Genomic DNA, 25,858 nt, shown 5'->3' on the forward strand with positions numbered 1-25,858 from the left:
GCAGCAGGTTTTATCCTGCGCGGACATTCGCAATGCCGAACGGGACATGCACCATCGGGATGGTTCCGCCCGCTGATTTCAGGTGGCTCAACTGGTCGTCGAAGAAGATATGCGGCTTGAACACGGACAGCACGCGCGACTTGTCCATGCCGCCGAGGAAAAACGTCTCGTCGGCCGCCACGCCCCAGCTTTTCAGGGTCGTCACGACCCGTTCGTGCGAGGGCGCGTTGCGCGCCGTGATGATGGCGATGCGCAGGATTTTCTTGTAGCCGGGGTCGCGCCGCTGCGCCTTTTCTTCCAGGCGCTGCATGGTGGCCAGCTTCTGGAACAGGCCGGCCAGCGGGCCGGGGCGGTGCGGCGTGCCCACGTTCAGGGTTTCATGGGCGTGGAATTCATCGACGTCATTGTTGCGCTTGAACACGGTTTCCGCCTCGTCGTCGGCGATCACGCCGTCGAAATCGAAGGCCACGCGCAATTCCTCGTCGCTTTCGTCGTCTTCCGTGCGCGATGGCAGCACCAGGCCGGCCGGATAGTCGCAGGCCAGCGCGCTGCGCACGTCGTCTTCATTCGCGCTGAGAAAGAGCGAGGCGTTGAAGGCGGGCAGGTAAGGGTAGGGTGACTTGCCCGTCATGAAGGCGGCGCGCGAGATGTCCAGGCCGTAGTGGGCGATGGAATGCATCACGCGCAAGCCCGTTTCCGGCGAATTGCGCGAAAACAGCACCACTTCCACGGGCGACTGGCGCGGATAGTGCTTGTTGATGTTCAGGAAGCGGCGGATGAAGGGGAAGGCCACGCCGCGCGGCAGCACCGTGTCGATATGCGCTTCCTGGTACTTGCGGTACTCCTCGGGGCCGTTGTCGAGGTAGACCTGATGCGATTCGGCCAGGTCGAACAGGGCGCTGGATGCGACCCCGATCACCAGTTTGTGTTCGATAGGATAAGCCATGGTCTGCCCGTTGTTTGCTTGTTGCTCATCTTATACGACTATCAACTGCGTAGCCAATAGTGGCCTATGGAGATTTTTTGCACCAAAGCGGGGCGCCAGGCCGTTTTTTCTGTCCCCTGTGCAATATGCGCCACAGTAAAGAAAGAAATCTTGTTTTGTATCAAGTATGTAGCAGCCAGCGAGCGTATTTTCCACTATGCTTTCACTTACGAAATCTCGCCAATTGTAACGAAGCGTACGCCCTATCCCCGCCACCTTTATACAAGTGTCAGCTGTTTTACTCGAACATGCCAGCCCCAACTTCGCCAGCAGTCGTCGTGACTTTATAAAGGACCTAGCCATGTTTAAGAATTTACTGATCAAATGGAAGCTGGCGACGCTCGTCGCCGTGATGATGGTGGCCTTGCTGGTGGTGGGCATCAGCGGCTATACGGGCATCGCCACCGTGGGCACCGCCGTCAATGAGATCGGCGTGGTGCGCCTGCCGTCGATCCAGGGCCTGATGATGATCAGCGAAGGCCAGACGGCCGTCGCCGCCGCCACCCTGACGGCCGCCATCTATGAAAACAATTACCAGGCACAGGACAAGTTCGCGGAAGCGCTGCAGCTGCGCACCAAGGCCTGGACGAATATCGAGGCGGGCCGCAAGCTGTACGAGCCGCTGCCGCAAACTCCCGAGGAAACCGTGCTGTGGCAGCGCTTTCAGGGCGAGTGGACAGCCTGGAAGGCGGACGACGACAAGGTGCGCGCCATCCTGCGCCAGCTGGCCGACAACCGTGATGAGCAGCGGCAGAAAGAGCTGTTCGTGGCGTTCTACAAGCAGTACCTGGATTCGCGCGCGCTGTTCGGCAAGGCCGAAGCCACGCTCAACGAGATCATCAAGCTCAATAACGGCGTGGCCGATGCCAGCGTCAAGGAAGGCAGCGCGGCCGTGATCCGCTCGGAAAGCCTGATGGTCATCCTCGGTTTGCTGGCCTCCGCGCTGGGCATGGGCTGCGCCGCCTACATCACGCGGGCCATCACGCAGCCGATCAATTCGGCCGTGAAAGTGGCGCAAACGGTGGCCTCGGGCGACCTGACGAGCCGGATCGAGGTGCACACGACGGAAGAAACGGGCCAGCTGCTGCAGGCGCTGAAAGACATGAATTCCAGCCTGGTCAACATCGTCGGCCAGGTGCGTGGCGGCACGGAGACGATTGCCACGGCCTCGTCGGAAATTGCCAGCGGCAACCTGGATCTGTCATCGCGCACGGAAGAGCAGGCCAGTTCGCTGGAAGAGACGGCGTCGTCGATGGAAGAACTGACGTCCACCGTGCGGCAAAACGCCGACAACGCCCAGCAAGCCAACCAGCTGGCGCTCTCCGCCTCGGGCGTGGCCGTGAAGGGCGGCGCCGTGGTGGGCAAGGTGGTCGAAACGATGGACGCCATCAACGACTCGTCGCGCAAGATCGTCGACATCATTTCCGTCATCGACGGCATCGCCTTCCAGACGAATATCCTGGCCCTGAATGCGGCCGTGGAAGCGGCGCGCGCGGGCGAGCAGGGACGCGGCTTTGCCGTGGTGGCGACCGAGGTGCGCAATCTGGCGCAGCGCTCGGCGGCGGCGGCCAAGGAAATCAAAACGCTCATCGGCGACTCCGTGGTGGCCGTCGACACGGGCAGCAAGCTGGTGGCCGAGGCGGGCAGCACGATGGCGGAAATCGTCGCCAGCGTGCAGCGCGTGACGGACATCATGGCGGAAATCAGCCTGGCCACGCAGGAGCAAAGCTCGGGCATCGACCAGATCAACCAGGCCATCGGCCAGATGGACCAGGTGACGCAGCAAAACGCGGCCTTGGTGGAAGAGGCGGCCGCCGCGGCCGAATCGCTGCAGGAGCAATCGGGCCAGCTGGCCCAGGTGGTCAGCGTCTTCAAGCTTGATGGCGCGCAGGCGCCGGCCGCGCCCGCGAAGCCTGCCACGCCGCGCGCCGCGGTGGCCAGCGCGGCGCCGCAGCGTCCTGCACCGCGTCCCGCATCACGCCCCAACTCTGGCCGCCCGGCCCTGCACGCCGTGCCATCCTCGCGCCAGAGCGCGCCGCGCGACGACGAGTGGGAAGTGTTTTGACGGATTGACGGCGCCAGCATGCGCTACCGGACGGCCGCCTCGCGCGGCCGTTTTGTTGTCTAAGGCGTGGCCGGCGGCGCCTGTTCGTAGGCGCCCAGCCGGCGCTGTTCCTCCGGCGTGAAACTGGCGTCGCGCAGCTGCTGCAGGGCGGCCGCATCCTGCGCACCGCCAGGTAGCCCGGCCTGCCGCGCCTTCTGTGCCTGATACGCGATGATGCGCTGCTGCCACTGCGATTCTTCGCGGTCCAGTTCCGCCAGGCGCGCCGCCGCCGCCGGCGTGAAGGTGCTGGCGCGCAGGCGGTAGACTTCGTTCTCGCCGCCGCCCTGGGCCCGCAACGCCTTCACCGAGGCGTCCAGCTGCGCCACCCTGACGGGTGCGTCGCGCGCGTCGCGCTGGGCGGGCGGCATTTTCTGGTCCAGCGCCGTCAATTGCGCCTGGCGCTGGGCTTCATCGAGCGACGTATCGCCGAGGATCGCCATGCGCGCCACGGCGTCGTCGTCATACGCGTCGCTGGCGCCGAACAGGCCTGCGCTTTCCTCGGGCGTAAAATAATTGCCGCGCAGGGCGCGCATCGTTTGCAGGCGCGCGCGCGCCGCCACGGCGGGATCGGCCTGCGCCGGCAAGGCCTGTTCCGCACCGGCCAGCGCCTGCTTGTAGGTCAGATAAGCTCCCAGCAGACGCTTCGCTTCGCGGGCGGGGACGGGCGCCAGGCGCCTGTCCAGTTCCGCCTCGATCTGGCTGCGGATGGCGGCCAGCGGCTTTTCACCGAGGCCCGCCAGGTAGTAGTCGAACAGGTGGCCCAGTTCCGCGTCGACCACCAGCTTGTCGCCGGCGGCCACCGTCACGTTGCCGTCGGGCCGCGTGCCTTCCATCGAGCGCACGAACGCGAACAGGTCCGGTTCCGCCTTCTCCGGCGGCGGGGCGGGCGGTTCGCCCGGCCGCAATGCCAGGTACAGGACCAGGGCCGCCAGGCTGCCGCCGATGAGCCATCTCGCGTTCGTGCGCATCGCAGCCTCCTTACAGTCCCAGGCCTTGCAGGCGGTTGGCCTGCTGGCGGAAGACGGTGACGGGGTTCGTCTCGAACAGGTTGACGATGCCGACGAACTGGTTGACTTCATCGAGATGGTTCATGGCGTAGTCGTCGCGGATCACCTTGCCCAGGTGGCTGGAGCAGCTGCTGACCAGGCCATCGTTCTTGGCGCCGCCGAAGGCCAGGCTGATGGCCGCCAGCGCCGGGTCGCCCACGTCGAGCACGTTCGTGTACGGTTGCGCGCCGCTCCACGAAAAGTAGTGCACGCCCTGCACCTGGTAGGCCCCTTCGCCGCAGGCGGAGGTGGGCACGCCTTGCGGATGGCGGCTGTTGAAGGCCAGCGAACCGGCCGTGGACAGGGAGGCGAGCGAAGCGCCCGCGTTTTGCGGCAAGCCCTTGTTGCCCGACAAAATGCCGATCAGGGAAGCGAGCGCATTGCCCAGCGCGCCGCTGGTGTTGGGAATGGCGCCGCTGAGGATATCGGCCACCTTGGAACCTTTGTTGACGCCGGCCACGCTGGTGACGGACGCCACCAGGTCGGGCCGCACGGAAGCGACATAGCGGGCCGTGGGGCCGCCGTGGCTGTGGCCGATCAAATTGACCTTGGCCGCGCCGGTGGCGGCGAGGATCTGCCGCACCTGCGACAGCAGCTGCTCGCCGCGCACTTCCGTGCTGTTGGCGGCCGACACGGTGGTCACATACACTTGCGCGCCGCCGCTGCGCAGGGCGTCGGGCACGCCATAGAAATAGTCGACGGGCCCCAGCTTGTCGAAGCCGAACAGGCCGTGCACGAGCACGATCGGGTACTTCGTTTGCGTGTAGCCGGCGGCGCTGGCGCTGCCGGGCAGGATGGCGAGGGAAAGCAGAAGGGTGGATAGCAGTTGCCAAAAGCGAGTCTTCATTTTGTCTCCGTTATTTGAATAATATGGAAATGTCGATGCTGTAGCGATGAACCGCGTGCTCCTTCACATTCTATCGATGCGTTAAATATAGCGAGCGCTCGGTTTTTTGAATGTAGCACCGCTGGATTTAAATTGCATTTGAATTGCATGATGCAGCGCAATAACTGTGGGAATTTGGCGTTGCGTATGTAGTCATTGCATAGTTGAAAGGTCAAATAGTTGTTTTCCTGAGCTATAATCGGCCCCGCATCAGCCGTCCCGCCGTCTTGCAGCGCCGCCCAGGTGCTGTCTTACATTGCTCATACACCGTTACTTGGGAATGCACTTGTCGACCCATTTTAATTTTGAACAGTTTCAGCAGATGACGCCCTTAAATGGCGAAAACATCTGGGAATATATTCTTGACCGCCACGCGGAGCGCATCGGCGTCAAGCGCCGCAAGCCGGCGCTGGAAAATCTCGAACGCATCTTCGTCGCCACCTTCCGCCTGGCCAATGACGTGGGCTTCCGCGCCATGAGCTTGCGCGACCTGTGCCGCGAGACGGGGTTGTCGATGGGCGGCCTGTATGGCTACATCACCAGCAAGGATCAATTGGCGGAAATGATCGAGGACGTGGTGCGCCACGCCACGCAAGCCTTGCCGCTGCTGTTCGTCGACGTGAAGTCGCCGCTGGACCGCCTGGAGGCGATGATACGCTCGTCGATCTACCTGTCCGAAGTGCTGCAGCCGTGGTTTTATTTCGTCTTCATGGATTCGCGCGTGCTGCAGGTGGAGCAGCGCAGCATGGCGAAGAATTCGGAACTCTACGTGCAGACCCTGATCGCCGCCACCATCGCCGAAATCGCGCCGAAGCCGCAGGGCGATCCCACCTTGCTGGCGGCGCACTGCCTGGCCCTGTTCCAGGACTGGTACGTGAAACGCTGGAAGTACCGCGCCGCGAAGGTCCATGTCGACGATTTCGCCGACAGCGTGGTCGGCACGGTGCGCGGATATTTGAGCATGACCGCTGCGTAAACCCCCGGCGGTACTTGTCGGGTTACGCCGTCCCGGCTAACCCGACCTACGACTGGTGATCGATGCAGTAAGAGGTAGGTCGGATTAGCGAAGCGTAATCCGACAAGATACTGGTGATTGATGCAGTAAGAGGCAGGTCGGATTAGCGAAGCGTCATCCGACAAGATAGCTGCGTCAGTTCGTGGTTTCCGGCGGCAGCGTTTCCGGCAGCGCCGCCGGATCCGTCGGCGTCTCCGCCTCCATGTCCAGCGTTTTCACGCCATTCATGTCGATGAATTCATCGTACAGCCATTCGCCGTCGACCTGGCTCAGGCCCGCCGGCACGTCGCGCGTGATTTGCGGGCGCGTCGCCAGGGCAGTGCGCATGTAGTCGATCCAGATCGGCATGGCCAGGGTGGCGCCGAATTCGCGTCCGCCCAGCGATTTGGGTTCGTCATAGCCCATCCACGCCACCGCCACGATGCCGCCGCCGTAGCCGGCGAACCAGCCATCGACGGCGTCGCTGGTGGTGCCCGTCTTGCCGGCGATGTCAGTGCGGCCCAGTTTTTTCGTCGCCGCCGCGCCCGTGCCCGTGCGCGCCACTTCGCGCAGCATGCTGTCCATGACGAAGGCGTTGCGCGGGTCCAGCGCCAGGGTCTTGTCGTCGTTCGGCGCGGGCGGCTTGGTCTGCATCAGGATGGTGCCCTTGGCGTCGACGATGCGGTCTATCAGGTACGGTTCCACCTGGTGGCCGCCATTGGCGAACAGGGCGTAGGCGCCCGCCATCTGCACGGGCGTGACGGAACCCGTGCCCAGCGCCATGGTGAGATTGTTCGGCTGGCGTGCCGGGTCGAAGCCGAATTTTTCCATAAAGTCGTGCGTGTACGGCACGCCCAGCGCGCGCAGGATGCGCACCGAGGCCACGTTCTTCGATTGCGCCAGCGCGTAGCGCATGGTGATGGGGCCGTCGAACTTGAAATCGTCATTCTGCGGCGCCCACACCTTGCCACCCGCCTGCATTTCCAGGGGGACGTCGTTGATCAGGGTGGCCGGCGAAAAGCCTTTTTCCAGCGCCGCCGAATACACGAAGGGCTTCATGGCCGAACCGGGCTGGCGCCACGCCTGCGTGACGTGGTTGAACTTTTGCAGGTTGTAGTCGAAGCCGCCCACCATGGCGTGGTAGGCGCCCGTGTCCGCATCGAGCGAAACGAAGGCGGCGGCCACCAGCGGCACTTGCGTGATGGCCCAGTTGCCCTTGGCGTCCTGGCTGATGCGGATCACGGCGCCCGGGCGCAGCTTGATGCCGGCGCTCGCCTTGGCGGACAGGGCAGGGGCGGCAAAGCGCAAGCCGTCGCCCGTGATGGCCTTGGCGTCGCCGTCGCCCGTGTCGGCCACCACCTTGCCGCTGGCGACTTCCGTGACGACGGCGGCGATCAGGCCGTCGCTGTCCGGGCGTTTTTGCAGTGCAGCATCGATGGCGTCGTCGCGCTGTTCTGCGTCAGCCGGCATGTCGATGAAGGTTTCCGGGCCGCGGTAGCCGTGGCGCTGGTCGTAGGCGATGACGTTGCGGCGCGTCGAGGCGTAGGCCGCATCCTGGTCCGCCTTCAGGATCGTCGTGTAGACGCTGATGCCCTTGGTGTAGCTGTCTTCCTTGAACTGCGCAAACACGGCCTGGCGCGCCAGTTCGGCCACGTATTCGGCGTGCGTGTCGAAACCCTGCTTGCCGCGCGTATTGACATGCAGCGGCTGCGCCAGCGCCTGCCGGTACTGGCCTTCGCTGATGTAATCGAGTTCGCGCATGCGTTTCAACACCAGTTGCTGGCGCGCGTGCGCCTTTTTCGGATTGCTGATCGGGTTGTGGCGCGAGGGGTTTTGCGGCAGGCCCGCGAGCATGGCCATTTCCGCGATCGACAGTTCGGACAAGGGCTTGCCGAAATACGTCTGCGCCGCGCTGCCGAAGCCGAACGAGCGCTGGCCCAGGTACATCTGGTTCATGTACAGCTCGAGAATCTGCTCTTTCGACAAGGCCGCCTCGATCTTCAGGGCCAGCATGATTTCATTGAGCTTGCGCGAGGCGACTTTTTCGCGCGTCAGGAAGAAATTGCGCGCCACCTGCATGGTGATGGTGGAGCCGCCGCCGTGGCCGAAGCCATGGCGCAGGTTCGACAGTACGGCGCCGCCGGCGCGCACGAAGTCGATGCCGTGGTGTTCGTAGAAGCGGCTGTCCTCGATGGCCAGCAGGGCTTTTTTCATCATTTCCGGCACTTGCGCAATCGGCACGAAGTCGCGGTGCTCTTCGCCGAATTCGCCGATTAGCACATTGTCTGCCGTGTACACGCGCAGCGGGATCTTCGGCTGGTAATCGGTGATGACGCCCAGTTCGGGCAGGCGGGGGCGCACGTACAGGAACAGATAAGCGGTCAGCAGCACGGCGGCGGCCAGCGCGGCGCAGCCGGCGAGGATGATGGCGCGCACGGTGGCGCGGCGGGAAGGCCAGGGGAATCCGGATCGTTTGGCAGTCAAGGCAGTCTCACGTGAGCGTGCAGGGCACGGTGGCAGCGATTATAGACCAATGCGGCGGCGCTTCCCGTGCGGGCAAGGCGCCGGGACGGGGAGCAAAAAACCTTTTCATCGAAACGCGCCTGTGCGATAGTCACGGCTTCAAGAAAATAGCCCGGGCCTAAGTAACCCCCAATAAATTATTGTGATTTCTGACTTCCATAACCGGCGCTCTGCAAGGTGGCCGACGAGGCTTGCTCACTGCTAGCAGTGCTCGCACTGCGTCGCAGTGAGCGCCTTGCATAGCATCCGCTTCTGTTCGTCATAAATTCACACTAATTTCCCGAGGGTTACTTAGATCCGGGCTGTTTATTTTACAAGACTAAGGAACTTTGTATGGCAAAAGATGCAACACCGAGCGCCATGAAGCCGTATATCCCGGCCGACGCGAAATTGCCCGAAATGACCTTCCGCGCGCTGTTCATGGGCGTCATCCTGGGGATGGTCTTTGGCGCCTCCTCGCTCTACCTGGTGCTGAAGGTGGGCCTGACCGTCAGCGCCTCGATTCCCGTCGCCGTGATCGCCATCACCCTGTTCGGCCTGGCCAAGAAGGTGGGCGGCAAGGATTCCTCGATCCTGGAAAACAGCATCACGCAAACGGCCGGTTCGGCCGGCGAATCGCTGGCCTTCGGCCTGGGCGTGACCATGCCCGCCATCCTGATCCTGGGCTTCGACCTGGAAATCTCGCGGGTCATGCTGGTCGGTATCCTCGGCGGCCTGCTGGGCATCCTGATGATGATCCCCATGCGCCGCACCATGATCGTCGACCAGCACAAGGAACTCAAATTCCCCGAAGGCACGGCGTGCGCCGAAGTGCTGAAGGCGGCCGCCACGGAAGAATCGCGCATCGCCGCCGGCGAAAGCATCGAGAAGGATTCGGCCGCCGCGCTGGACGCCAAGCGCCGCGCCAAGATCATCTTCGGCGGTTTCGCCGTCGGCCTGCTGTATAAAGTCTTCAATATCTCGTTCAAGGGCTGGAAGGACACACCGGGCGTGGAATTTGCCGCGCCGCTCAAGGGCGGCTCCATCGGCGCCGAGATTTCCCCTGAATTGCTGGGCGTGGGCTACATCATCGGCCCGCGCATCGCCGCCACCATGGCGGCCGGCGGCGTGCTGTCGTATCTGCTGTTGATCCCGATGATCAAGTTCTTCGGCGACAGCCTGACCACCGTGCTCTCGCCGGGCACCAAATTGATCAGCGAAATGGGCGCCGACGACGTGCGCAGCGCCTACGTGCTGTACATCGGCGCGGGCGCCGTGGCCGCCGGCGGCCTGATTTCGCTGGTGCGCGCCATGCCCATGATCTGGCGCAGCCTGTCGGCCGGCCTGAAAGGCATCGGCAAGGGCGTCAAGAGCGATTCCACCCTGCGCACGGACCAGGATATCCCCCTGAAATGGGTCGTCATCGGCTGCCTGTCCATCATCGCCGTGATCACCTTCGCCACGCCGCTGCACATGAACTTCCTCGGCGCGCTGCTGATCCTCGTCTTCGGCTTCCTGTTCGCCACCGTCTCGTCGCGCCTGACGGGCGAAATTGGCTCCTCGTCGAACCCGATCTCCGGCATGGCCGTGGCCACCTTGCTGTTTACCTGCCTGATCTTCCTGATCATGGGGTGGACGGGCGGGCGTTACTATGTGACGGCCCTGTCGGTGGGCGCCATCGTCTGCATCGCCGCCAGCAATGCGGGCACCACCTCGCAAGACTTGAAGACGGGCTACCTGGTCGGCGCCACGCCGCGCCTGCAGCAGTACGCGATTTTGGCGGGCGCCTTGTCGTCGGCCCTGATCCTCGGTCCGATTCTGCTGAAGCTGAACGAGGCGAGCACCGTCTACGTGCCGGCCGCGCAGGTGGCGCCCGGCCTGACGGTCGATGCATCGAAGCTGACGGTGACGGGCGCGCTGCATGGCCCGCAAGCCGAGAGCGACCACAATACGTATAAAGTCTGGCAAAAGACCGATACCGTGGGCGGCCCGGCCGGCAAGTATTTTGTCAAGGATGATGGCCAGCTGGCTTACCTGGTGGACCCGGGCATCAATGGCCACTACAGCAAGCGACCGGACGGTTCGGAAGTGAAGAAATACGATGCGCCGAAAGCGGTGCTGATGTCCTACATCATCAAGGGCATCCTCGACCAGCAGCTGCCGTGGACCCTGGTGCTGTTCGGCGTGATGATTGCCGTGGTGCTGGAAATGGCCGGCATCCCGTCGCTGGCGTTTTCCGTGGGTGTGTATCTGCCGCTGTCCTCCACCCTGCCGATCTTCGTCGGCGGCCTGGTGCGCTGGCTGGCGGACCGCCGCAACAACAAGCTGGAACACAACGCGAAGCTGAACGAGGAAGAGCGCCAGCTGGCGGGCGACCGCAGCTCTGGCGTGCTGCTGGCGTCCGGCTACATCGCCGGCGGCGCGCTGGCCGGCATCATCATCGCCATCACGGCGGGCGTGCTCACGCACTTCGACCAGATGATGGCCGACTGGGCCGAACACGGCAATCCGTTCTACGCGGGCTTGAATGCGGATGCGCTGTCCCTGCTGCCGTATGCGGCCATCATCGTGCTGCTGTACTTCGTGGCGCGCGAGAAGAAGGCGCCGCAGGCATAGCGCGCGGCCGGTCCGCATTGCCAGCCAAAACCGCCCGGGAGTGATACCGGGCGGTTTTTTTATGCGCGCGGCGGGCCGCCGCCGGTATTTGTTGTAAAAATACAATCGGACTGACGCCGCATGGTGTATCGTTGCTGATATTTAAAATACAACAAAATGGGGTGCCAGGAATGTTCAAGCTGCGATACCGTCACAAGTTGCAATATTTGATCCATGTCGCCTTGCTGGCGGCCAGTCCCGCGCTGCAGGCGGCGTCTTTTCCCGTCGAAGCCATGTTCGAGGCGGAGGCCGGGGCGCCAGGCGGTCCGTGGACGCAAGAGTATCTCGGCAGCAATGTGGTTTCCGGCGGCAGCTACCTGTCCACGCCGGCGGACCTGGCGCGCGCCGATACGCCGGGCGCGGCGGCCGAGCTGTCGTACAGCGTGGCCGTGCCCCGCGCCGGCAACTACACGGTCTGGCTGCGCGTGCTGGCGCCGGCGGCGGATGCCGCCTCGCTGTACCTGGCGCTCGACAACGGCGCCTATGCCAGCGTAGCGGTGCCGTTCATCGCCGGCCAGGCCGCGCAGTGGACCTGGGTGCCCGTCACGCGCTGGCTGGCGGCCGGCGTGCGCGAACTCAAGCTCAAGTACCGTGACGGCGGCGTGGGCATCGATTGCCTGCTGGTGACGGCGCTCGCCGACTTTGTCCCGCAAGGCTATGGAGCGTACCCGCTGCCCACCGTGCTGCCGCCGCCAGGCGAGCATCCGCGCCTGTTTGCCCGGGTGGGCGACCTGGCCGCCATACGCGGCCGTTTCGAGTCGAATGCGGCCGAGATGGCGCAGCACCGCACGGTCCTGCATGCGTTTATCCAGGCGCCGGCCGTGGTTGCGCTGCCGCCGTTCGTGCCCGGCGGCCCGGCCGCGACGAACCACCAGACCGAAGTCGTGAGCCGGATCAAGGCGAAGGCGCTGTTCTCGCTGCTGTATGAAGGCGGTGGCGCGCCGGCGTCGGCGCAGCGGGGCGGCGAAGCCGTGCAAATGCTGCTCGACTACCTGGCGGCCGTGCGCTTTTCACCCGGGTATAGCCACCCGAACGAAAAAGGCGACATCATCCTGGCCAGCGCCATGGTGTATGACTGGTGCTACAGGCTGATGAGCGCGCAGCAGCGCGCCTATGTCGTCACGCGCTTCACGCAGATCGCCGCGACGATGGAAATCGGCTTTCCGCCCTCGCGCCAGGGCGCCGTCGTGGGCCATGGCAGCGACAACCAGCTGCTGCGCGACCAGCTGTCGGCCGCCATCGCCTTTTATGACGAGGCGCCGCTGGTCTACAACATCGTTGCCGGACGCTTCTTTGCCGACTATATTGCGCCGCGCAACTATGCGTACGCGGCGCAAGCCTTTCATCAGGGGGCATCCTACGGCACGGTGCGCTTCCTGGCGGACATGTACGCCGCATGGCTGTTCCGGCGCATGGGCGCCGCTCCCGTGTTCGATCCCGTGCAGCAGATGACGCCGTATCATTGGCTGTATGCGCGCCGCCCCGACGGGCAATGGATGCGCGATGGCGACATCTACCATTCCTCGTACACCAACAGCACGCAATACTGGAGCGAACCGCTGGCCTTCCTGCTGCCGGCGGCCTATTACAACAATCCCACCCTGAAGCACGAGTACCTGACGCAGTCGTCGCAGCAGTCGACCAGCTTTATCCATCCCCGGGACAGCCTGTGGCCTGTGCTGCTGGGCAACACGGCCATGGACAGCACGCCCAGTCCCGCCACCTTGCCGTTGACCAAGTATTTTCCGGACCCGGCCGGCCTGATGATCGCCCGCACGGGCTGGACCGATGGCATGCAGGCGGAGTCCGGCCATGTGGTGGCCACGATGAAGCTGGGCGGCGACTGGTTCGGCAACCACGAGCATTACGACGCCGGGCATTTCCAGATTTACTACAAGGGCGGCCTTGCCATCGATTCGGGCATTTACAGCGGCAGGGATGTCGCCGATCCCGCCATTGTCCTGGAATACGGCAGCACGCACGACATGAACTATCACAAGCGCAGCATCGCGCATAACACGATGCTGGTGTATGACCCCAGCGAGAGTTTTGACGGTTATGCCAATGACGGCGGACAGCGCTTTCCTGGCGAGGAGCCGCAAACCCTGGCGGAACTGGCCAACGGCTACAAGGTGGCCACGGTCCTCCGGCACCAGTCCGGCCCCCAGGCGCAGGCGCCGGACTTCAGCTACATCAAGGGTGACCTGACGGCCGCGTACAGCAGCAAGGTGCGCCAGTTCCAGCGCTCGTTCGTGTTCCTCAATCTCAAGGACGGGGATCACCCGGCCGCCCTGGTCGTCTTCGACAGGGTCAGCGCCAGCGATGCGGGATTCAGGAAGACCTGGCTGCTGCACAGCCAGTCCGAGCCCGAGATCGCCGGCGACACCGCGGTGGTCCGCCGCACGGAGTGGGACTACAACCATCGCTACCAGTACAACGGCAAGCTGATCAACCGCACCCTGCTGCCGGCGAATGCCGTGCTGGCCAAGGTGGGCGGCAGCGGCAATGAGTTCAGCGTCGGCGGCACCAATTATCCTATCCAGCCCGAAGCGGACTATTCGACCGAGGAAGCGGGCGCCTGGCGGCTGGAAGTCTCGCCGCCGACGGGTAACGAAACGGATTTGTTCCTCAATGTCATGCAGGTGATGGATGCCGGCAGCGCGCTGCCTGCGCTGCCCACGACGGCCATCGCCTCGCCGCTGCTGGCCGGCGTGCAGATCAAGGACCGCGTGGTGCTGTTTTCCAGGAGCGGCCTGCCGCTCGGCGGGACCATCACTGTCGAACTGCCGGCGCAAAGCGCGTCCATGCAGGTGCTGGTGACGGATTTGCAGGAGGGGCGCTGGACTGTCCGCAAGCGCGGTACGGGCGGTCCCATCGAGGATGAGGTCAATGCCGAGGCGGGCACCCTGTACTTCATCGCCAGCGGCGCAGGCGTGTACGATTTGCAGCGCAGCGGGACGGGCGCGGCGCGCGCGGCGGCCTTGCCAGCCTCACCGGCCGTGCCGTAAGGCGCCATCGGCGACGGGCCGCGCCGCCAGTTCACCGGCTGTGGCGTAGATCGTCACGTGTTCGGATGCCAGCTGGCGCAGGTGCTCATAAAACGCCTGCGCCGGGATGGCCCACGCCACCGCCTCGCCCACTTGCCCGTTGACGCGCAGGCCCGCGGCGTCGAATTCGCGCGCAAAATAATCGCGCAGGTCGCCGCGGCCCGGATGGTCGATGCGGCGCTGCGCGATGGCGGGATCGAAGGAGCGCACGGGCACGTCCCAGTGCCGGCCGGCGTGGTCCAGGCAGGCCAGTAGTTCTGTTTTGTCTTCCCACACGGGGACGGGAAAGGCGTCGCCCATGGCGTCTTCCAGCGCGTGATAGAACGTCACCGGTCCCATGGAAATGCCCAGGCCCAGCACCTTGGCCTGCTCGCAGCCCATGAAGCGCTGCCAGGGCGAGCCCACGCCGAAGATCGACGGCGCGCGGTGATGCGCCTCGGTGAGACGGGCGGCATGGCGGCCCCACGCGGAAACGGAGTGGGTGGGGTGGATGCTGCGGTGGATATTGCCGCTTGCCAGGAACGCTTCGGGCAGGCGCCCCATGTGCGTGCCATGGCGGCGCGGGTCGAACACATAGTTCGTCATGGCGCAGGTGGCGCGCACGGTTCCGCCGGGCAGGTAATAGGTGGGCAGCAGCAGGGTGCCGTGCGGGCCGACGGCGTCCTGCAGGGCATGGACCACGGCCGCCGCGCCGCCTTCCACATAGCCCAGGCTTTTCAGCGACGAGTGCACGAACAGCGTATCGCCGTGCGCGATGCCCACCCGCGCAAGATCGGCGGCCAATCCGGCGCGCGTCACGTGTGGGGCGTCGTGGCGCACTTGCCGGGCGCTGGCGGCGCGGCGCCACGCTTCCAGCGCGGCCCTGGCGGCGCGCCTGGCCCCGTCAAGCATGGCCTAAGTCCAGTTCCAGCAGGTTGGCATCGATGCAGAACTTGGCGGCCCAGTTCAGGTAAGCCCAGGTGCCGTAGTCGCCATCGACGGGAAACGATCCCTTGACGCCGCCGCGCGCGTGCGCGGGGCCGTCGATGCAGACCGCGCGCCGCACGTAACTGTTCAGGCGGCGCGCCGCGTCAAGGTAGCGCCGCTCGCCCGTGCGCTGGTACAGCAGGAACAGACAATGCGCGTTTTGCGCGGAACCCGTGAGGCAGGCGTAATCGGCGCCAGGCTGGAAGTCCGGGCCGAGGCGGCCAGCCAGGTAGCCGTCGGCCGCCACGGCCCTGGCGACGCTCGTGCCGGTGCGCGCGGCGGCGTCCAGCAGGCCGGCGCGCGCCGAATAACGGTGCGCTTCGAGCACGCCGCGCAGGGCGTAGCCGATGGTGTGGGTCAGGGGCAGCAGCGGGTTGTCCAGGCAGTTCGAGGCGAACCAGCCGTTGGGACGCTGTTTTGTCAACGCCCAGTCGACCTGGCGCAGGCCGGCCGCGCCATAGCCTTGGCCCGGCGCGATGCGGTCCGCTTCGAACAGGCCCCACGCCACGTGCGTTTCGTAGGCCTTGTCGCCGGCGCTGGCGAACGGCGTCGGATGGCGGCGCCAGCAGCCGTCGGCATCCTGGCTGTCGCGCAGCCAGCGTGCCGCGCCGTGCATGGCGTCCTGGTAGGCGTCGCCGTACGCTGCCACGCCGGCCGTCAGGCCAAGCAGGATCTGGCCCGTGTTGAAGGTGACGGGCACGCGCGGCGTGGAATCGATCTTCCCGCCCTGGAAACCGCCTGCGGGGAACTGGATGGCCACGCACCAGTCGAGCATGCGGCGCGCCCGTTCGTGCAGCGCATCATCCCCACCCTCGTCGCCCTTGCGCTGCGCCAGCGCGATCATGGTGGGGATGATGTAGCCGGTGGTCTCCGGGTAGGAGCTCGACCAGCCTGTCAGCAGGCTGTAGTCGCGCGCGACGCCGCCGTCGTTCGAGCTGGAATGGTCTTGCGCCGCGCATAGCCAGGCCGTGCAGGCCTCGACGACGGCTTGCGGCCCGGGGTCAAAGGCGGGCAGGCCGCGCCGGTCCGACAGCCGCTCCATGCGCGCCGCCGCCGGCAGGCCCGCCCGCGGCGCCAGTGTGTTCCGTATCTTCGCGAGCAAGGCGCGCATGGCATTCCATCCGGTGGTTGGCTCAGGCTACTGTAGCGCCGGCCATCGGCAGGCCTATTGACGTGCCGCAAGGATTGGCCGCCGCGTCGCTGCCGCCGGAATTGACGCATAATGGACACTTCACCGTTATCGACGAGGCCAGCCATGAACAGTGTCACGCTTGAGTATTCGGTCGTCACCAATCCCGACTCGTTTGTCGGCTTCAAGTATTACGTCAAGGCGGGGCAGGCTTTCGATGCCGACGATTTCGCCTATTCCTACAAGCTGAACCGGTCCGACCTGGACCCGGACAGCGTGCTGGCCACGCGCGAGGCGGCGGCGAATCTGCAGCCGGGCGAGTGGCTGACGGTGTCGCATTCGATCGCGGCTTAGCCGGCAGCCCTACGCTGGCGCAAACCATGCGCGCAGTTCATCGATGGCCTTCTGCGCCGTTGCCTGCGTCAAGGTCAGCACGATGATCTTTTCCTGCGCCGGGCGATGCGGCCCATCGCTGCCGGCCAGCTCGATGGCTTGCCCGAAGCTCGTGTAGCCGGGGCCGAATTCCTGCGGGCATTGCTGCACGATGCGCGCCGCCTTGCCGGCGTTGCGGTCCGCCAGGTTGACGATGGGATTGCCGTCATAAAATGGCTGGCCGTTGGCAAACGCGGTGCGCAGATACGGCGCGCACAGGCCGTCGAGGAAGGCCAGGCGCGCCTGCCAGTAGGCCTCAGCCGCCGCATACGCGGCCTGGTCTTCGAGAAAATCGGCAAACAGGAAGTCGTTCATATGGTCTCTTCGGCTAGATGCCGAACACTTTCAAGATCGCGTCCGTAAAACCCTCGAACCAGCGGCCCACCTTGCCCGGCTGCTTGCCGTGGCGCGGGGTTTCTTCGTACAGGTAGACGCCGTTGCCGCCGTCGAAGCGGTCGTTGAGCAGCGCCTGCTGGCCGCGCAGGTAGGGCAGGAAGGTTTCGCTGCGCATCGTCGAGTACAGCACGTCGGTAGTAAAGCCCAGGGTGGCGGACTGGCTGATGGAGCGGCCCTGGCCCGCCCGTTCCAGGCGCACGCCACGGCAGCCGCGCACGATCAGGGTGACGGGGCCGCGAAAGACGATGAAGCGCAGCTGCAATGTGAGCCAGGCGTGCAGGCTGCCCAGGCGCCAGTGGCTCGATATCGCCAGCGGCTGGCCAGCGTCGCAGACCAGGCCCACCAGGCCCCGTGGCTGGAACACGAGCGCGCTGCCGGCCGGCAGGTGGACGACGGCCACTTCCAGCAGCGGGTCGTCGCTGGCGGAGATCGTCACGGATGCGGGCTCGCTGCTTTCCAGCCGCGTCAGCGCCGCCATGCCGGCGGCCAGGCTGGTGAAGGGGAAGCGCCAGTCCAGCAGCCACTGCGTGCGTTTATGCGTGCCGACGGGCGACGATTGCAGGTATTCGGGATGGATCAGCATGCGCTGGCCGGGCTGCAGTTGCAGCGCCTGCGAGACGGCGGAAATGCGGGACTGGCCATCGGGCGGCAGGGGGAGCGCAGTGGCCGTCACGTCCAGCGCGTGCGCGATGGACAAGGGCTTCAGGCGCGAAGCGATGGGCGCCAGCACGAAGTAAAAGAAGGCCTTGATGGCGACGGGCAGCAGGATGGCCGACAGCACCAGCAGGGCGGCCGTGGGCGCCACGTCGAGCACGGGAGCGCGCCAGCGGGCGATCCAGTTGCGCGCCAGTTGTTCTTCGCCTGATGCAATCGCCTTTTGTACGGGCGCCAGCGCGCCGGCCAGCGCTGGCTCGTCGATGGCGAATGGCGCGGGGCGGGCAGCATTGCTGGTGCGCGCGCGCTGCGCCAGCCAGGCCTGATACGCTTGCAGATTGATCTCGCGCAAGCGCTGGCCCTCCGCTTCGAGCTGCGACAGCTGCGCGTAAGCGTCGCTGCCGGGCAGGCGCGCCGCCACGGGGTGCTGCGCTTCCAGTTGCCGGCGCTGGCGCAGGTTGTGTTGCAGTGCGGCATATGCGCTGACGTGTTCTGCGTGCAGGCGTGCCAGGGTGTGCCGCGCATCTTCGCCGCTGATCGCCGCCTGCAGGGCGGTCAGGTAACGGGCTTCCTGCGCCAGCACTTCGATTTCCACGCGGCGCGCCGCTTCGTCCTGCGCGTGCAGGGCCAGGGTGCTCGGATCGGGCAGGGGAAGGGAAAACAGCGACGGCTGCCGCTGCGCGCGCAAGGCTGCCAATTGCGCCTGCACTTCCTTCTGGCGGGCGGCGATGGCCGTTTGTGAGGTCTTTTGCAAGGCGTTGACGCGCAGCGTGGCCGCCTCGGCCAGGCTGGCGCCATGGCTATCGGCGCCATCGGCGGCCAGCCTGAGCGCGGCGACGGCCTCGCTGCCGGCGCTGTAGCTGCGCCATTCGGCCAACAGCGATCGTCCTGCCAGCAGGATGGCGATGAAGAGCGCGAACTGCAGCGCGTGGCGCAGCAGGAAGCGCAGGATGGCCGTCAGCAGCTGGCGCAAGGCGCAATCGCCTCAGGTCGCCGCGCTATCGGCGTCGGCGCAGCATTTCTTGTACTTCTTGCCGCTGCCGCAGTGGCACGGGTCGTTGCGGCCCGTTTTCGGCAGTTCGCGCAGCACGGTGGCGCCGGGCTGGCTTTGCTTCAGGTGGCGCTGGCGCGCCCAGGCCGCGTTGATGGCGATCACGGCAGGAATCACGCCATCCATGGCCGTTTCGGCCGCCTCGTCATCGAGTTCGCTGGCCGTGGCCAGGTGCTGGAACGGCGCCAGGTACTCAGGATGGCTGACGGCCAGGGCCGCCCACTGGGGCTTGTCCAGGCTCGTGCCCAGGATAAATCCGGCGCACCAGGCGGGCACGCTCCATTCGGGGCCGCAGACGTAGATGGGTTCGAAGCTGTCCGGGTCCTTCGCCAGCCATTCGACCATGTAGGCATGGTGGCGCTGCGCCAGGCTGGCCGCCCGTTCGCTGGCCTCGCCCTGTGCCGGCAAGGCGCTGCCGGCCGCCTTGTCCCACACCCATGGCAACCACTGTTCCGGCGCGATCTGTTTCGGGCTCAGGGCGACGGCCGTGAGAAAACCTTCGAGCATCGACACATCCATGGCACGGCCGGCCAGGGCAGGCGCAGCCAGCAGGGTGTCGAGTTCGGCGTATTCGTCGTCGGAGAGGGGCGTGGTGGTGGAGATGCTGGACATAATATTCTTTGGTGATGTGGGTGGAGTGGCCGGTGGCCCTGGCGGTATTGTACCGCCCGCCAAGGCAACAACCGGCGCCGGAATGAAAAACGGCGGCCCGCAGGCCGCCGTTTTGATCTACAGCAAGACGCTTACTTCACGCCATGCATCAGTTTGTTGATCAGCGGTGCGATCAGGAACAGGATCACGCCGGCGCCCAGCAAGGACCAGAAGCCGAAGGTGTAGCCGGACAGGGCCGACTGCACCGACATGCCGCTGGTGCCGCTGACGTGGCTGGCGAAGATGCCCGACAGGCTATTGCCGATACCGGTCGACAGGAACCAGCCGCCCATGCCCAGGCCCACCAGGCGCACTGGCGCCAGCTTGGTGACCATCGACAGGCCGATAGGCGACAGGCACAGCTCGCCGATCGATTGCAGCACGTACACGGTGGCCAGGGTCCAGAACGGGATCTTGTTGTCGGCGCCAACCAGGCTCGACAGTGCGAAGATCAGCAGGCCGAAGGCCAGCGCATTGCCCAGCAAGCCCAGGCCGAATTTGCGCGGGATCGACGGGTTGACGTTGTGGCGCGCCAGGAAGACCCAGACGGCGGCGATGATCGGCGCGAAGACGATGATGGCGACCGAATTGACGGTCTGGAAGTAGGCGGTCGGGAAGATCCAGAAGCCCAGGTCGCGGTTGACGATCTTGTCAGCCAGGAAGGTAAACGAGCTGCCAGCCTGCTCGAAGAACATCCAGAACAGGATGTTGAATGCGAAGATCAGCAGCATGGCGATGACTTTGTCACGCGCCACCTTGCCGTTGCGTATGCCTTCGATCATCAGCATCACGGCCAGGCCGGCGAACAGTGCAAACAGGACCATAGCAAGGTTGTCCGCATCCACTGTCAGCAGGAAGTACACGAGCGGGATTACGCACAGGGAACCGATGGCCACCCAGACGACGCGCATCGGGCTGTCGGCGCCGGCTTCCGGAGCGCCGATGCCCTTCAGGGCGCGGCGGCCGATGGCGAACCATACCAGGCTGATGAGCATACCAAAGCCGGACGCCATGAAGACCATCTTGTACGACGGCATGGCGCTGGTGCCGAAGATCGACTCGGCCAGCCACTGGGTGAAGACAGGGGCTGCCATGGCGCCCATGTTGATACCCATATAGAAGATCGTGAAACCGCTGTCGCGGCGCGGATCGGCCGTCGTGTACAGCTTGCCGACCATGGTCGAGATGTTCGGCTTGAACATGCCGTTACCGACGATCATGGTGGCCAGGCCCAGGTTGAAGATGTCCTGGTTCGGCACGGAGATGCAGAACAGGCCGGCAGCCATGAAGATGGCGCCCAGCAGGATGGAACGCTGGTAACCGATGACGCGGTCGGCGATGTAGCCGCCGAACAGGGCGCCGGCGTACACCAGCGCGAGGAAGGAACCGTAGGTCAGGTTGGCCGCTGCCTGTCCCGAACCGTCACCGCCGTGGAACTGGGCCACGATGTACAGTACCAGCGCCCAGCGAACTCCGTAGAACGCGAAGCGTTCCCAGAATTCAGTCATGAACAACATCCACAATGGGCTTGGATGGCCCATAATCTGCTTGAACTCGGGAATAACGGCTTCCTTGTTGGGCGTAGTCGCACCGCTCATGCGGTTCCTCCTGAAAAATTATTATAGTCAATCGATACAACGAACTTATGGAAGCCTGCGGGCGGCGGGGACTCTCATGAAGAACCGTACGCACGGGAATTCCAATAGGCTGGCATTCTAATCTACAAATTGCGTGGAGCGAAGGTTTCCATTCGCATTAGCAAGAATGACTGTTTCATATTGGTCAAACCGGTTTGCAGGCAAGGATGGCCTGGGCGATTTTGCGGCGGTACAGCACAACTTGCCTGACTTGTCGTATATTAAGGCTGCAAGACCTTCGAGCATCGATTTTTAAAGGGATTTTTCGCATTATGGAACACGACGTTATCGATACTCTGGTTTCACCGGAAGGCCGCCTGGACGTGCTCTCCAAGACTGAAGTCAACAAACTGCTCGACACCAGCCAGGGCGGCCTGTACAACACCTTCCGCCGCTGCGCGCTGGCGGTCTTGAATTGCGGCAGCACCATCGACGATGGCCGCGCCCTGCTGGAGCGCTACCAGTCGTTTGAAATCTCCATCATCCAGCGCGAGCGCGGCATCAAGCTCGACATCAAGGGCGCGCCAGCCATCGCCTTTGTCGACGGCAAGATGATCAAGGGCATCCACGAGCACCTGTTTGCCGTGCTGCGCGACATCATCTTCGTCAGCGATGAAGTGACGGGCAACCCGAAATTCGACTTGCAGAGCACGGAAGGCGTGACGGACGCCGTGTTCCACATCCTGCGCAACGCCAACGTGCTGCAAACCCAGCTCAACCCGAACCTGGTCGTCTGCTGGGGCGGGCACTCGATCAACCGCGCCGAATACAATTATTCGAAGGAAGTGGGTTACCAGCTGGGCTTGCGCGGCCTCGACATCTGCACCGGCTGCGGCCCGGGCGCCATGAAGGGCCCCATGAAGGGCGCCACCATCGGCCACGCCAAGCAGCGCCTGCACAATGGCCGCTACCTGGGCATCACGGAGCCGGGCATTATCGCGGCCGAGTCGCCGAACCCCATCGTCAATGACCTCGTCATCATGCCGGACATCGAAAAGCGCCTGGAAGCGTTCGTGCGCGCCGGCCACGGCATCGTCGTCTTCCCCGGCGGCGCGGGCACGGCCGAAGAGATTCTGTACATCCTCGGCATCCTGCTGCACCCGGACAATGCCGAGATTCCGTTCCCGCTGATCTTCACGGGCCCGGAAACGTCGCGCGAGTACTTCGTGCAGATCAACCAGTTCATCAGCGACACCCTGGGGCCGGAAGCGCAGCAGCGCTACAAGATCATCATCGACGACCCGGAACTGGTGGCGCGCGAAATGCTCGAAGGCATACGCCAGGTGCGCGAATTCCGCAAGGCGCACAGCGACGCGTATTACTTCAACTGGCTGCTGAAGATCGATCACGAGTTCCAGAAGCCGTTCCAGCCCACGCATGAAAACATGCGCAATCTGAGCCTGCACAAGAACCAGCCCACGCACTTGCTGGCGGCCCAGCTGCGCCGCGCGTTCTCCGGCGTGGTGGCGGGCAACGTCAAGGATGACGGCATCCGCTCGATCGAAGAGCACGGCAACTTCGAGATCCACGGCGATAAATCCATCGCCGGCCCCATGGATGCGCTGCTGGCCTCGTTCGTGGCGCAGCACCGCATGAAGCTGGCGGGCACGGCGTACGTGCCGTGCTATACCGTGGTCCAATAAGCCGTTTTCCAGCCAGCGCCGCCCGCCCCCTGTGTTTTCAAGGGGCGGGCGGCGTTTTTGCATCTGCGTTCCCATCCATGCCCCCATCGTGTTCCTTCGCCGCCACAGGCAATCAAATCGCTTGCGTCATCGATGCGTGGGTGCTATCTTTGGAACCGGTTCCAAAATAAAAATATGCAGATCAACAGGTAGTGGAGAGCACCCTTGGATTCAGTACGCATCAATAAAAAAACAGTCTCCGGCGAACCGGTCCGGCCCGTGACCATCGCTCAGGTGGCGCGCGAGGCGGGCGTGTCGAAGACCAGCGTGTCGCGCTTTCTCGGCGGCGAACTCGATGCCCTGTCGGAAAACATCCGCCAGCAGATCGCCAGCACCATCGCGCGCCTCGGCTACCAGCCGAACCAGATGGCGCGGGGCCTCAAGCGGGGACGCACGCGCCTGATCGGCATGGTCGTGGCCGACATGCTCAATCCCTACACGGTGGCCGTGCTGCAAGGCGTGGAAGCGGCTTGCCAGCAGCATGGCTATACCTTGATTTTGTGCAATACCGGCAATGACGAACAGCGCGAACGCCAGTCGCTGGCCGCGCTGCGCTCGTACAGCGTGGAAGGACTGATCGTCAACACGCAGGGGCGCAACATTCAGTCGTCCGACCTGCAGCAGGCGGACATGCCCATCGTGCTGGTCGACCGCCGCATCGAGGGCGCCGATTTCGACCTGGTGGGCCTGGACAATGTGCAGGCGGGCCGGCTGGCCACCGCGCATCTGATCGAACAGGGTTTCGACGCCATCGCCTTCATTGCGCCGCCCTTGACGGGCGTCAGCTCGCGGCTGATGCGCGCCGAAGGTTTCCAGGCCGTGATGGCCGAGCATCCCGGCTGCGTGGGTGAGGTGCTGGCCGTGGACCTGGACGACCGGTCCGCCATCGACGCGCAGGTGCGTCTATGCCTGGCGCAGTGGCGCGGCCGCCGCGTGGCGCTGCTGGCCTCGAACGGCATGGTGGCGCTGGAACTTGCGCTGATGCTGCAGCGCCTTGCCTTGCGCATGCCGCAGGACGTGGGCTTGCTGGGCTTTGACGAATTGCCATGGTCGCCGCTGGCGGGCCTGAGCACGATCGAGCAGCAGACCTATGAGATCGGCTTTTCGGCGATGACGTGCATGCTGTCGCGCCTGCAGGGCGATCAATGCCCGCCGCGCGAGGTGCTGTTGCCCGGCAAGTTGATTGTGCGCAATTCCACCCAAGGTAGCGAAGTACGCAAGGGCGGCGACGCTTGAGGAGGGGAAGAGGGCGTTGCCCTTTTTTTGAGATCGTTATGGAACCGGTTTCATAGATTGTATTCACCTGGGAAAGGAGCGTGAATAGTCAGGCAGGGCAATGGTTGGCATGCAGTTGGAGTGATACGGCAAGAGACGAAATAAATCGTCCATTTGACACTATTCCCGGAAGTGCCTCGACGAGGCCGGTACCGGGATCACAGGAGACGGAAACATGAAGATGACGACACTGTTCTATTCGAAGATACTGGCTTGCGCACTGGCAGCCACGTGCGCCCTGGGCGCGGCGGCCGATGCCGGCGCCCAGACGCTTGGCGACTTGATCAAGAAAGGCAAGCTGACCATTGGCGTGGTCAGCGGCACGCCGCCATTTGGCAGCATCGACGCCAAGGGCGCGCCCGTCGGCTATGACGTCGACGTCGCCAACCTGATCGGCAAATACATGAACCTGCCCGTGGACGTGGTGCCGCTGACGGCGCCGTCGCGCGTGCCGTCGCTGGAGTCGGGCAAGGTCGATTTCCTCGTGGCGACCTTGGCGCCCACGCCGGAACGGGCCAAGACCCTGATGTTCACCATGCCCTACAGCGCCTTCGAACTGGCCATCGTCGCGCCGGTCGGCGGCAAATTCAAGGCCCTGGCCGAGTTGAAGGGCAAGAAAGTGGGCGTGACGCGCGGCACCACCAACGACACGGCGCTGAGCCGCATGGCGCCGGCCGGCACCAATATCGTGCGTTTCGAGGATGACGCCACCGTCACCCAGGCCTTGCTCAGCAAGCAGGTCGACGCCGTCTCGATCCCCAGCACGATGGCGCTCGACATCATCAAGACGCGCGGCGCGGGCAAGATCGAGGTCCGCTTCACCTACTCGCTGCAGCCGAACTCGATGGCGGTGCGCCGCGGCGACTTCGAGCTGCACCAGTGGCTCAACAACTTCATCTACTACGTCAAGCTGAACGGCGAACTCGACGCCATCGCGCGCAAGTGGAGCGGCGCGCCGCTGCCGGCGCTGCCGACCTTCTGATACCGCCAGCCGCATAGGAAAGTGCCCGTCCGCACGGCGCGCCGCCACGGTGGCGCGGCCGGGGATGCGCACGCAGACAAGGAGTTGAGTATGCCGTATGAATTTCATTTCGAACTCGTCATGCAATCGCTGGACCGCCTGTTGTGGGGCGCGGCGCTGACGATACGCCTGAGCGCCCTGGCGATGGTGCTGGGCCTGGCGGTGGGCGTGTGCGCCGCCGTCATCCTGAAGAATGGTCCCGCCTATGCCCGCGCCGTGGTGCGCGCGTATGTCGAGGTGATCCGCAGTACGCCGTTCCTGGTGCAGCTGTTCATCATCTACTTCGGCTTGCCGTCGCTGGGCCTGCAGCTCGACGCGAACGGCGCGGCGCTCGTCGCCATGACGGTCAACCTGGGCGCCTATGCGGCGGAGATCGTGCGCGCCGGCATCGGCGCCGTGCATCCGTCGCAACTGGAGGCGGCGCAGGCGCTGGGCATGACGCGCTGGCAGGTGATGCGCCACGTGGTGCTGCTGCCGGCGCTGGAAAAGGTGTATCCGGCGCTGGCCAGCCAGTTCACCTTGATGATGCTGGCCTCGAGCGTCGTGTCGGCCATTTCCGCCGAAGAGCTGACCGCCGCCGCCCACCTGCTCGACGCGGAAACCTTCCGCAGCTTCGAGATCTACATCGTCGTGATGGTGCTGTACATCCTGCTGGCCCTGCTGTTCCGCTTCGGCTTCTGGGTGCTGGGCCAGATCGTCTTTAAACGCCGCCGCCGTCTGGGCGCGGCGCGCATGGGAGCTTGAC

At 64.6% G+C, this 25,858-nt stretch carries 19 protein-coding genes; 9 read left to right on the forward strand and 10 right to left on the reverse strand.

Features of this window, described 5'->3' with window-relative positions:
- Positions 1–10 precede the first annotated feature (10 nt).
- Positions 11–946: a 5'-nucleotidase gene (locus ACRHIG_RS15285; protein WP_489630675.1), complete on the reverse strand. Its 936-nt coding sequence runs from the start codon at positions 944–946 to the stop codon at positions 11–13.
- A gap of 340 nt (positions 947–1,286) precedes the next feature.
- Between ACRHIG_RS15285 and ACRHIG_RS15290 the strand changes: the two genes are divergently transcribed.
- Positions 1,287–3,050 (forward strand): methyl-accepting chemotaxis protein, encoded by a 1,764-nt coding sequence (locus ACRHIG_RS15290; protein WP_489630676.1) that lies wholly within the window; start codon positions 1,287–1,289, stop codon positions 3,048–3,050.
- A 59-nt stretch (positions 3,051–3,109) separates the two neighbouring features.
- On the opposite strand, the gene ACRHIG_RS15295 is transcribed toward ACRHIG_RS15290, so the two are convergent.
- Together ACRHIG_RS15295 and ACRHIG_RS15300 are read right to left on the reverse strand one after the other, a co-directional pair.
- Complete coding sequence (locus ACRHIG_RS15295) at positions 3,110–4,057, reverse strand: lipase secretion chaperone (RefSeq protein WP_489630677.1); 948 nt, start codon at positions 4,055–4,057, stop codon at positions 3,110–3,112.
- Between the two features lie 10 nt (positions 4,058–4,067).
- Complete coding sequence (locus ACRHIG_RS15300) at positions 4,068–4,982, reverse strand: lipase family alpha/beta hydrolase (RefSeq protein ID WP_475415153.1); 915 nt, start codon at positions 4,980–4,982, stop codon at positions 4,068–4,070.
- Between the two features lie 361 nt (positions 4,983–5,343).
- Between ACRHIG_RS15300 and ACRHIG_RS15305 the strand changes: the two genes are divergently transcribed.
- Positions 5,344–5,997, forward strand: coding sequence for a TetR/AcrR family transcriptional regulator (locus ACRHIG_RS15305; RefSeq protein WP_489630678.1), 654 nt, complete (start codon positions 5,344–5,346; stop codon positions 5,995–5,997).
- Between the two features lie 174 nt (positions 5,998–6,171).
- Here ACRHIG_RS15305 and ACRHIG_RS15310 read toward each other — a convergent pair whose 3' ends face one another.
- Complete coding sequence (locus ACRHIG_RS15310; protein ID WP_489630679.1) at positions 6,172–8,499, reverse strand: penicillin-binding protein 1A; 2,328 nt, start codon at positions 8,497–8,499, stop codon at positions 6,172–6,174.
- A gap of 372 nt (positions 8,500–8,871) precedes the next feature.
- Here ACRHIG_RS15310 and ACRHIG_RS15315 point away from each other — a divergent pair, with 372 nt between their 5' ends.
- Together ACRHIG_RS15315 and hepB are read left to right on the forward strand one after the other, a co-directional pair.
- Positions 8,872–11,133, forward strand: a complete 2,262-nt coding sequence (locus ACRHIG_RS15315; protein WP_475415156.1) for an OPT family oligopeptide transporter — start codon at positions 8,872–8,874, stop codon at positions 11,131–11,133.
- Positions 11,134–11,330: 197 nt separating this feature from the next.
- Positions 11,331–14,180, forward strand: a complete 2,850-nt coding sequence (gene hepB, locus ACRHIG_RS15320; protein ID WP_489630680.1) for a heparin/heparin-sulfate lyase HepB — start codon at positions 11,331–11,333, stop codon at positions 14,178–14,180.
- On the opposite strand, the gene ACRHIG_RS15325 is transcribed toward hepB, so the two are convergent.
- Together ACRHIG_RS15325 and ACRHIG_RS15330 are read right to left on the reverse strand one after the other, a co-directional pair.
- Positions 14,163–15,110: an AAC(3) family N-acetyltransferase gene (locus ACRHIG_RS15325; RefSeq protein WP_489630681.1), complete on the reverse strand. Its 948-nt coding sequence runs from the start codon at positions 15,108–15,110 to the stop codon at positions 14,163–14,165. The two genes, hepB and ACRHIG_RS15325, sit on opposite strands and share 18 nt — an antisense overlap.
- The gene (locus tag ACRHIG_RS15330) at positions 15,103–16,296 is read right to left on the reverse strand and encodes a prenyltransferase/squalene oxidase repeat-containing protein (protein ID WP_489630682.1); all 1,194 of its coding nucleotides are present in this window, start codon (positions 16,294–16,296) and stop codon (positions 15,103–15,105) included. Before ACRHIG_RS15330 ends, ACRHIG_RS15325 begins: the two co-directional genes overlap by 8 nt.
- Before the next feature lie 144 nt (positions 16,297–16,440).
- Here ACRHIG_RS15330 and ACRHIG_RS15335 point away from each other — a divergent pair, with 144 nt between their 5' ends.
- Entirely contained in the window at positions 16,441–16,668 is a 228-nt protein-coding gene (locus tag ACRHIG_RS15335) for a hypothetical protein (RefSeq protein WP_436495566.1), read from the forward strand.
- A gap of 9 nt (positions 16,669–16,677) precedes the next feature.
- Here the strand turns inward: ACRHIG_RS15335 and ACRHIG_RS15340 are convergent, their stop codons facing one another.
- From ACRHIG_RS15340 to ACRHIG_RS15355, 4 genes are all read right to left on the reverse strand, one after another.
- Complete coding sequence (locus ACRHIG_RS15340) at positions 16,678–17,061, reverse strand: hypothetical protein (protein WP_489630683.1); 384 nt, start codon at positions 17,059–17,061, stop codon at positions 16,678–16,680.
- A 13-nt stretch (positions 17,062–17,074) separates the two neighbouring features.
- Complete coding sequence (locus ACRHIG_RS15345) at positions 17,075–18,769, reverse strand: hypothetical protein (RefSeq protein ID WP_489630684.1); 1,695 nt, start codon at positions 18,767–18,769, stop codon at positions 17,075–17,077.
- A 12-nt stretch (positions 18,770–18,781) separates the two neighbouring features.
- Positions 18,782–19,459 carry a UPF0149 family protein gene (locus ACRHIG_RS15350; protein WP_489630685.1) on the reverse strand — a complete coding sequence of 226 codons (678 nt, stop codon included), beginning with the start codon at positions 19,457–19,459 and terminating at the stop codon, positions 18,782–18,784.
- Between the two features lie 131 nt (positions 19,460–19,590).
- Positions 19,591–21,096: a peptide MFS transporter gene (locus ACRHIG_RS15355; RefSeq protein ID WP_475415163.1), complete on the reverse strand. Its 1,506-nt coding sequence runs from the start codon at positions 21,094–21,096 to the stop codon at positions 19,591–19,593.
- 311 nt (positions 21,097–21,407) lie between these two features.
- Between ACRHIG_RS15355 and ppnN the strand changes: the two genes are divergently transcribed.
- From ppnN to ACRHIG_RS15375, 4 genes are all read left to right on the forward strand, one after another.
- Positions 21,408–22,778, forward strand: a complete 1,371-nt coding sequence (gene ppnN, locus ACRHIG_RS15360; protein ID WP_034782951.1) for a nucleotide 5'-monophosphate nucleosidase PpnN — start codon at positions 21,408–21,410, stop codon at positions 22,776–22,778.
- A gap of 204 nt (positions 22,779–22,982) precedes the next feature.
- Positions 22,983–24,053, forward strand: a complete 1,071-nt coding sequence (locus ACRHIG_RS15365) for a LacI family DNA-binding transcriptional regulator (RefSeq protein WP_489630686.1) — start codon at positions 22,983–22,985, stop codon at positions 24,051–24,053.
- Positions 24,054–24,267: 214 nt separating this feature from the next.
- Positions 24,268–25,074, forward strand: a complete 807-nt coding sequence (locus tag ACRHIG_RS15370) for a transporter substrate-binding domain-containing protein (RefSeq protein ID WP_489630687.1) — start codon at positions 24,268–24,270, stop codon at positions 25,072–25,074.
- A 90-nt stretch (positions 25,075–25,164) separates the two neighbouring features.
- The gene (locus ACRHIG_RS15375; RefSeq protein ID WP_076571138.1) at positions 25,165–25,857 is read left to right on the forward strand and encodes an amino acid ABC transporter permease; all 693 of its coding nucleotides are present in this window, start codon (positions 25,165–25,167) and stop codon (positions 25,855–25,857) included.
- Position 25,858: the final 1 nt, after the last annotated feature.

This window comes from Janthinobacterium sp. C22 (assembly GCF_057919405.1).

Bases quoted from the DNA above. Each gene is read 5' to 3' on its own strand.
- ACRHIG_RS15290 (WP_489630676.1), top strand. From the start codon at position 1,287: ATGTTTAAGAATTTACTGATCAAATGGAAGCTGGCGACGCTCGTCGCC.
- ACRHIG_RS15350 (WP_489630685.1), bottom strand. From the start codon at position 19,459: ATGTCCAGCATCTCCACCACCACGCCCCTCTCCGACGACGAATACGCC.
- ACRHIG_RS15305 (WP_489630678.1), top strand. From the start codon at position 5,344: ATGACGCCCTTAAATGGCGAAAACATCTGGGAATATATTCTTGACCGC.
- ACRHIG_RS15300 (WP_475415153.1), bottom strand. From the start codon at position 4,982: ATGAAGACTCGCTTTTGGCAACTGCTATCCACCCTTCTGCTTTCCCTC.
- ACRHIG_RS15355 (WP_475415163.1), bottom strand. From the start codon at position 21,096: ATGAGCGGTGCGACTACGCCCAACAAGGAAGCCGTTATTCCCGAGTTC.
- ACRHIG_RS15330 (WP_489630682.1), bottom strand. From the start codon at position 16,296: ATGCGCGCCTTGCTCGCGAAGATACGGAACACACTGGCGCCGCGGGCG.
- ACRHIG_RS15335 (WP_436495566.1), top strand. From the start codon at position 16,441: ATGAACAGTGTCACGCTTGAGTATTCGGTCGTCACCAATCCCGACTCG.
- ACRHIG_RS15295 (WP_489630677.1), bottom strand. From the start codon at position 4,057: ATGCGCACGAACGCGAGATGGCTCATCGGCGGCAGCCTGGCGGCCCTG.
- ACRHIG_RS15285 (WP_489630675.1), bottom strand. From the start codon at position 946: ATGGCTTATCCTATCGAACACAAACTGGTGATCGGGGTCGCATCCAGC.
- ACRHIG_RS15325 (WP_489630681.1), bottom strand. From the start codon at position 15,110: ATGCTTGACGGGGCCAGGCGCGCCGCCAGGGCCGCGCTGGAAGCGTGG.
- ACRHIG_RS15315 (WP_475415156.1), top strand. From the start codon at position 8,872: ATGGCAAAAGATGCAACACCGAGCGCCATGAAGCCGTATATCCCGGCC.
- ACRHIG_RS15340 (WP_489630683.1), bottom strand. From the start codon at position 17,061: ATGAACGACTTCCTGTTTGCCGATTTTCTCGAAGACCAGGCCGCGTAT.
- ACRHIG_RS15370 (WP_489630687.1), top strand. From the start codon at position 24,268: ATGAAGATGACGACACTGTTCTATTCGAAGATACTGGCTTGCGCACTG.
- ACRHIG_RS15375 (WP_076571138.1), top strand. From the start codon at position 25,165: ATGCCGTATGAATTTCATTTCGAACTCGTCATGCAATCGCTGGACCGC.
- ppnN (WP_034782951.1), top strand. From the start codon at position 21,408: ATGGAACACGACGTTATCGATACTCTGGTTTCACCGGAAGGCCGCCTG.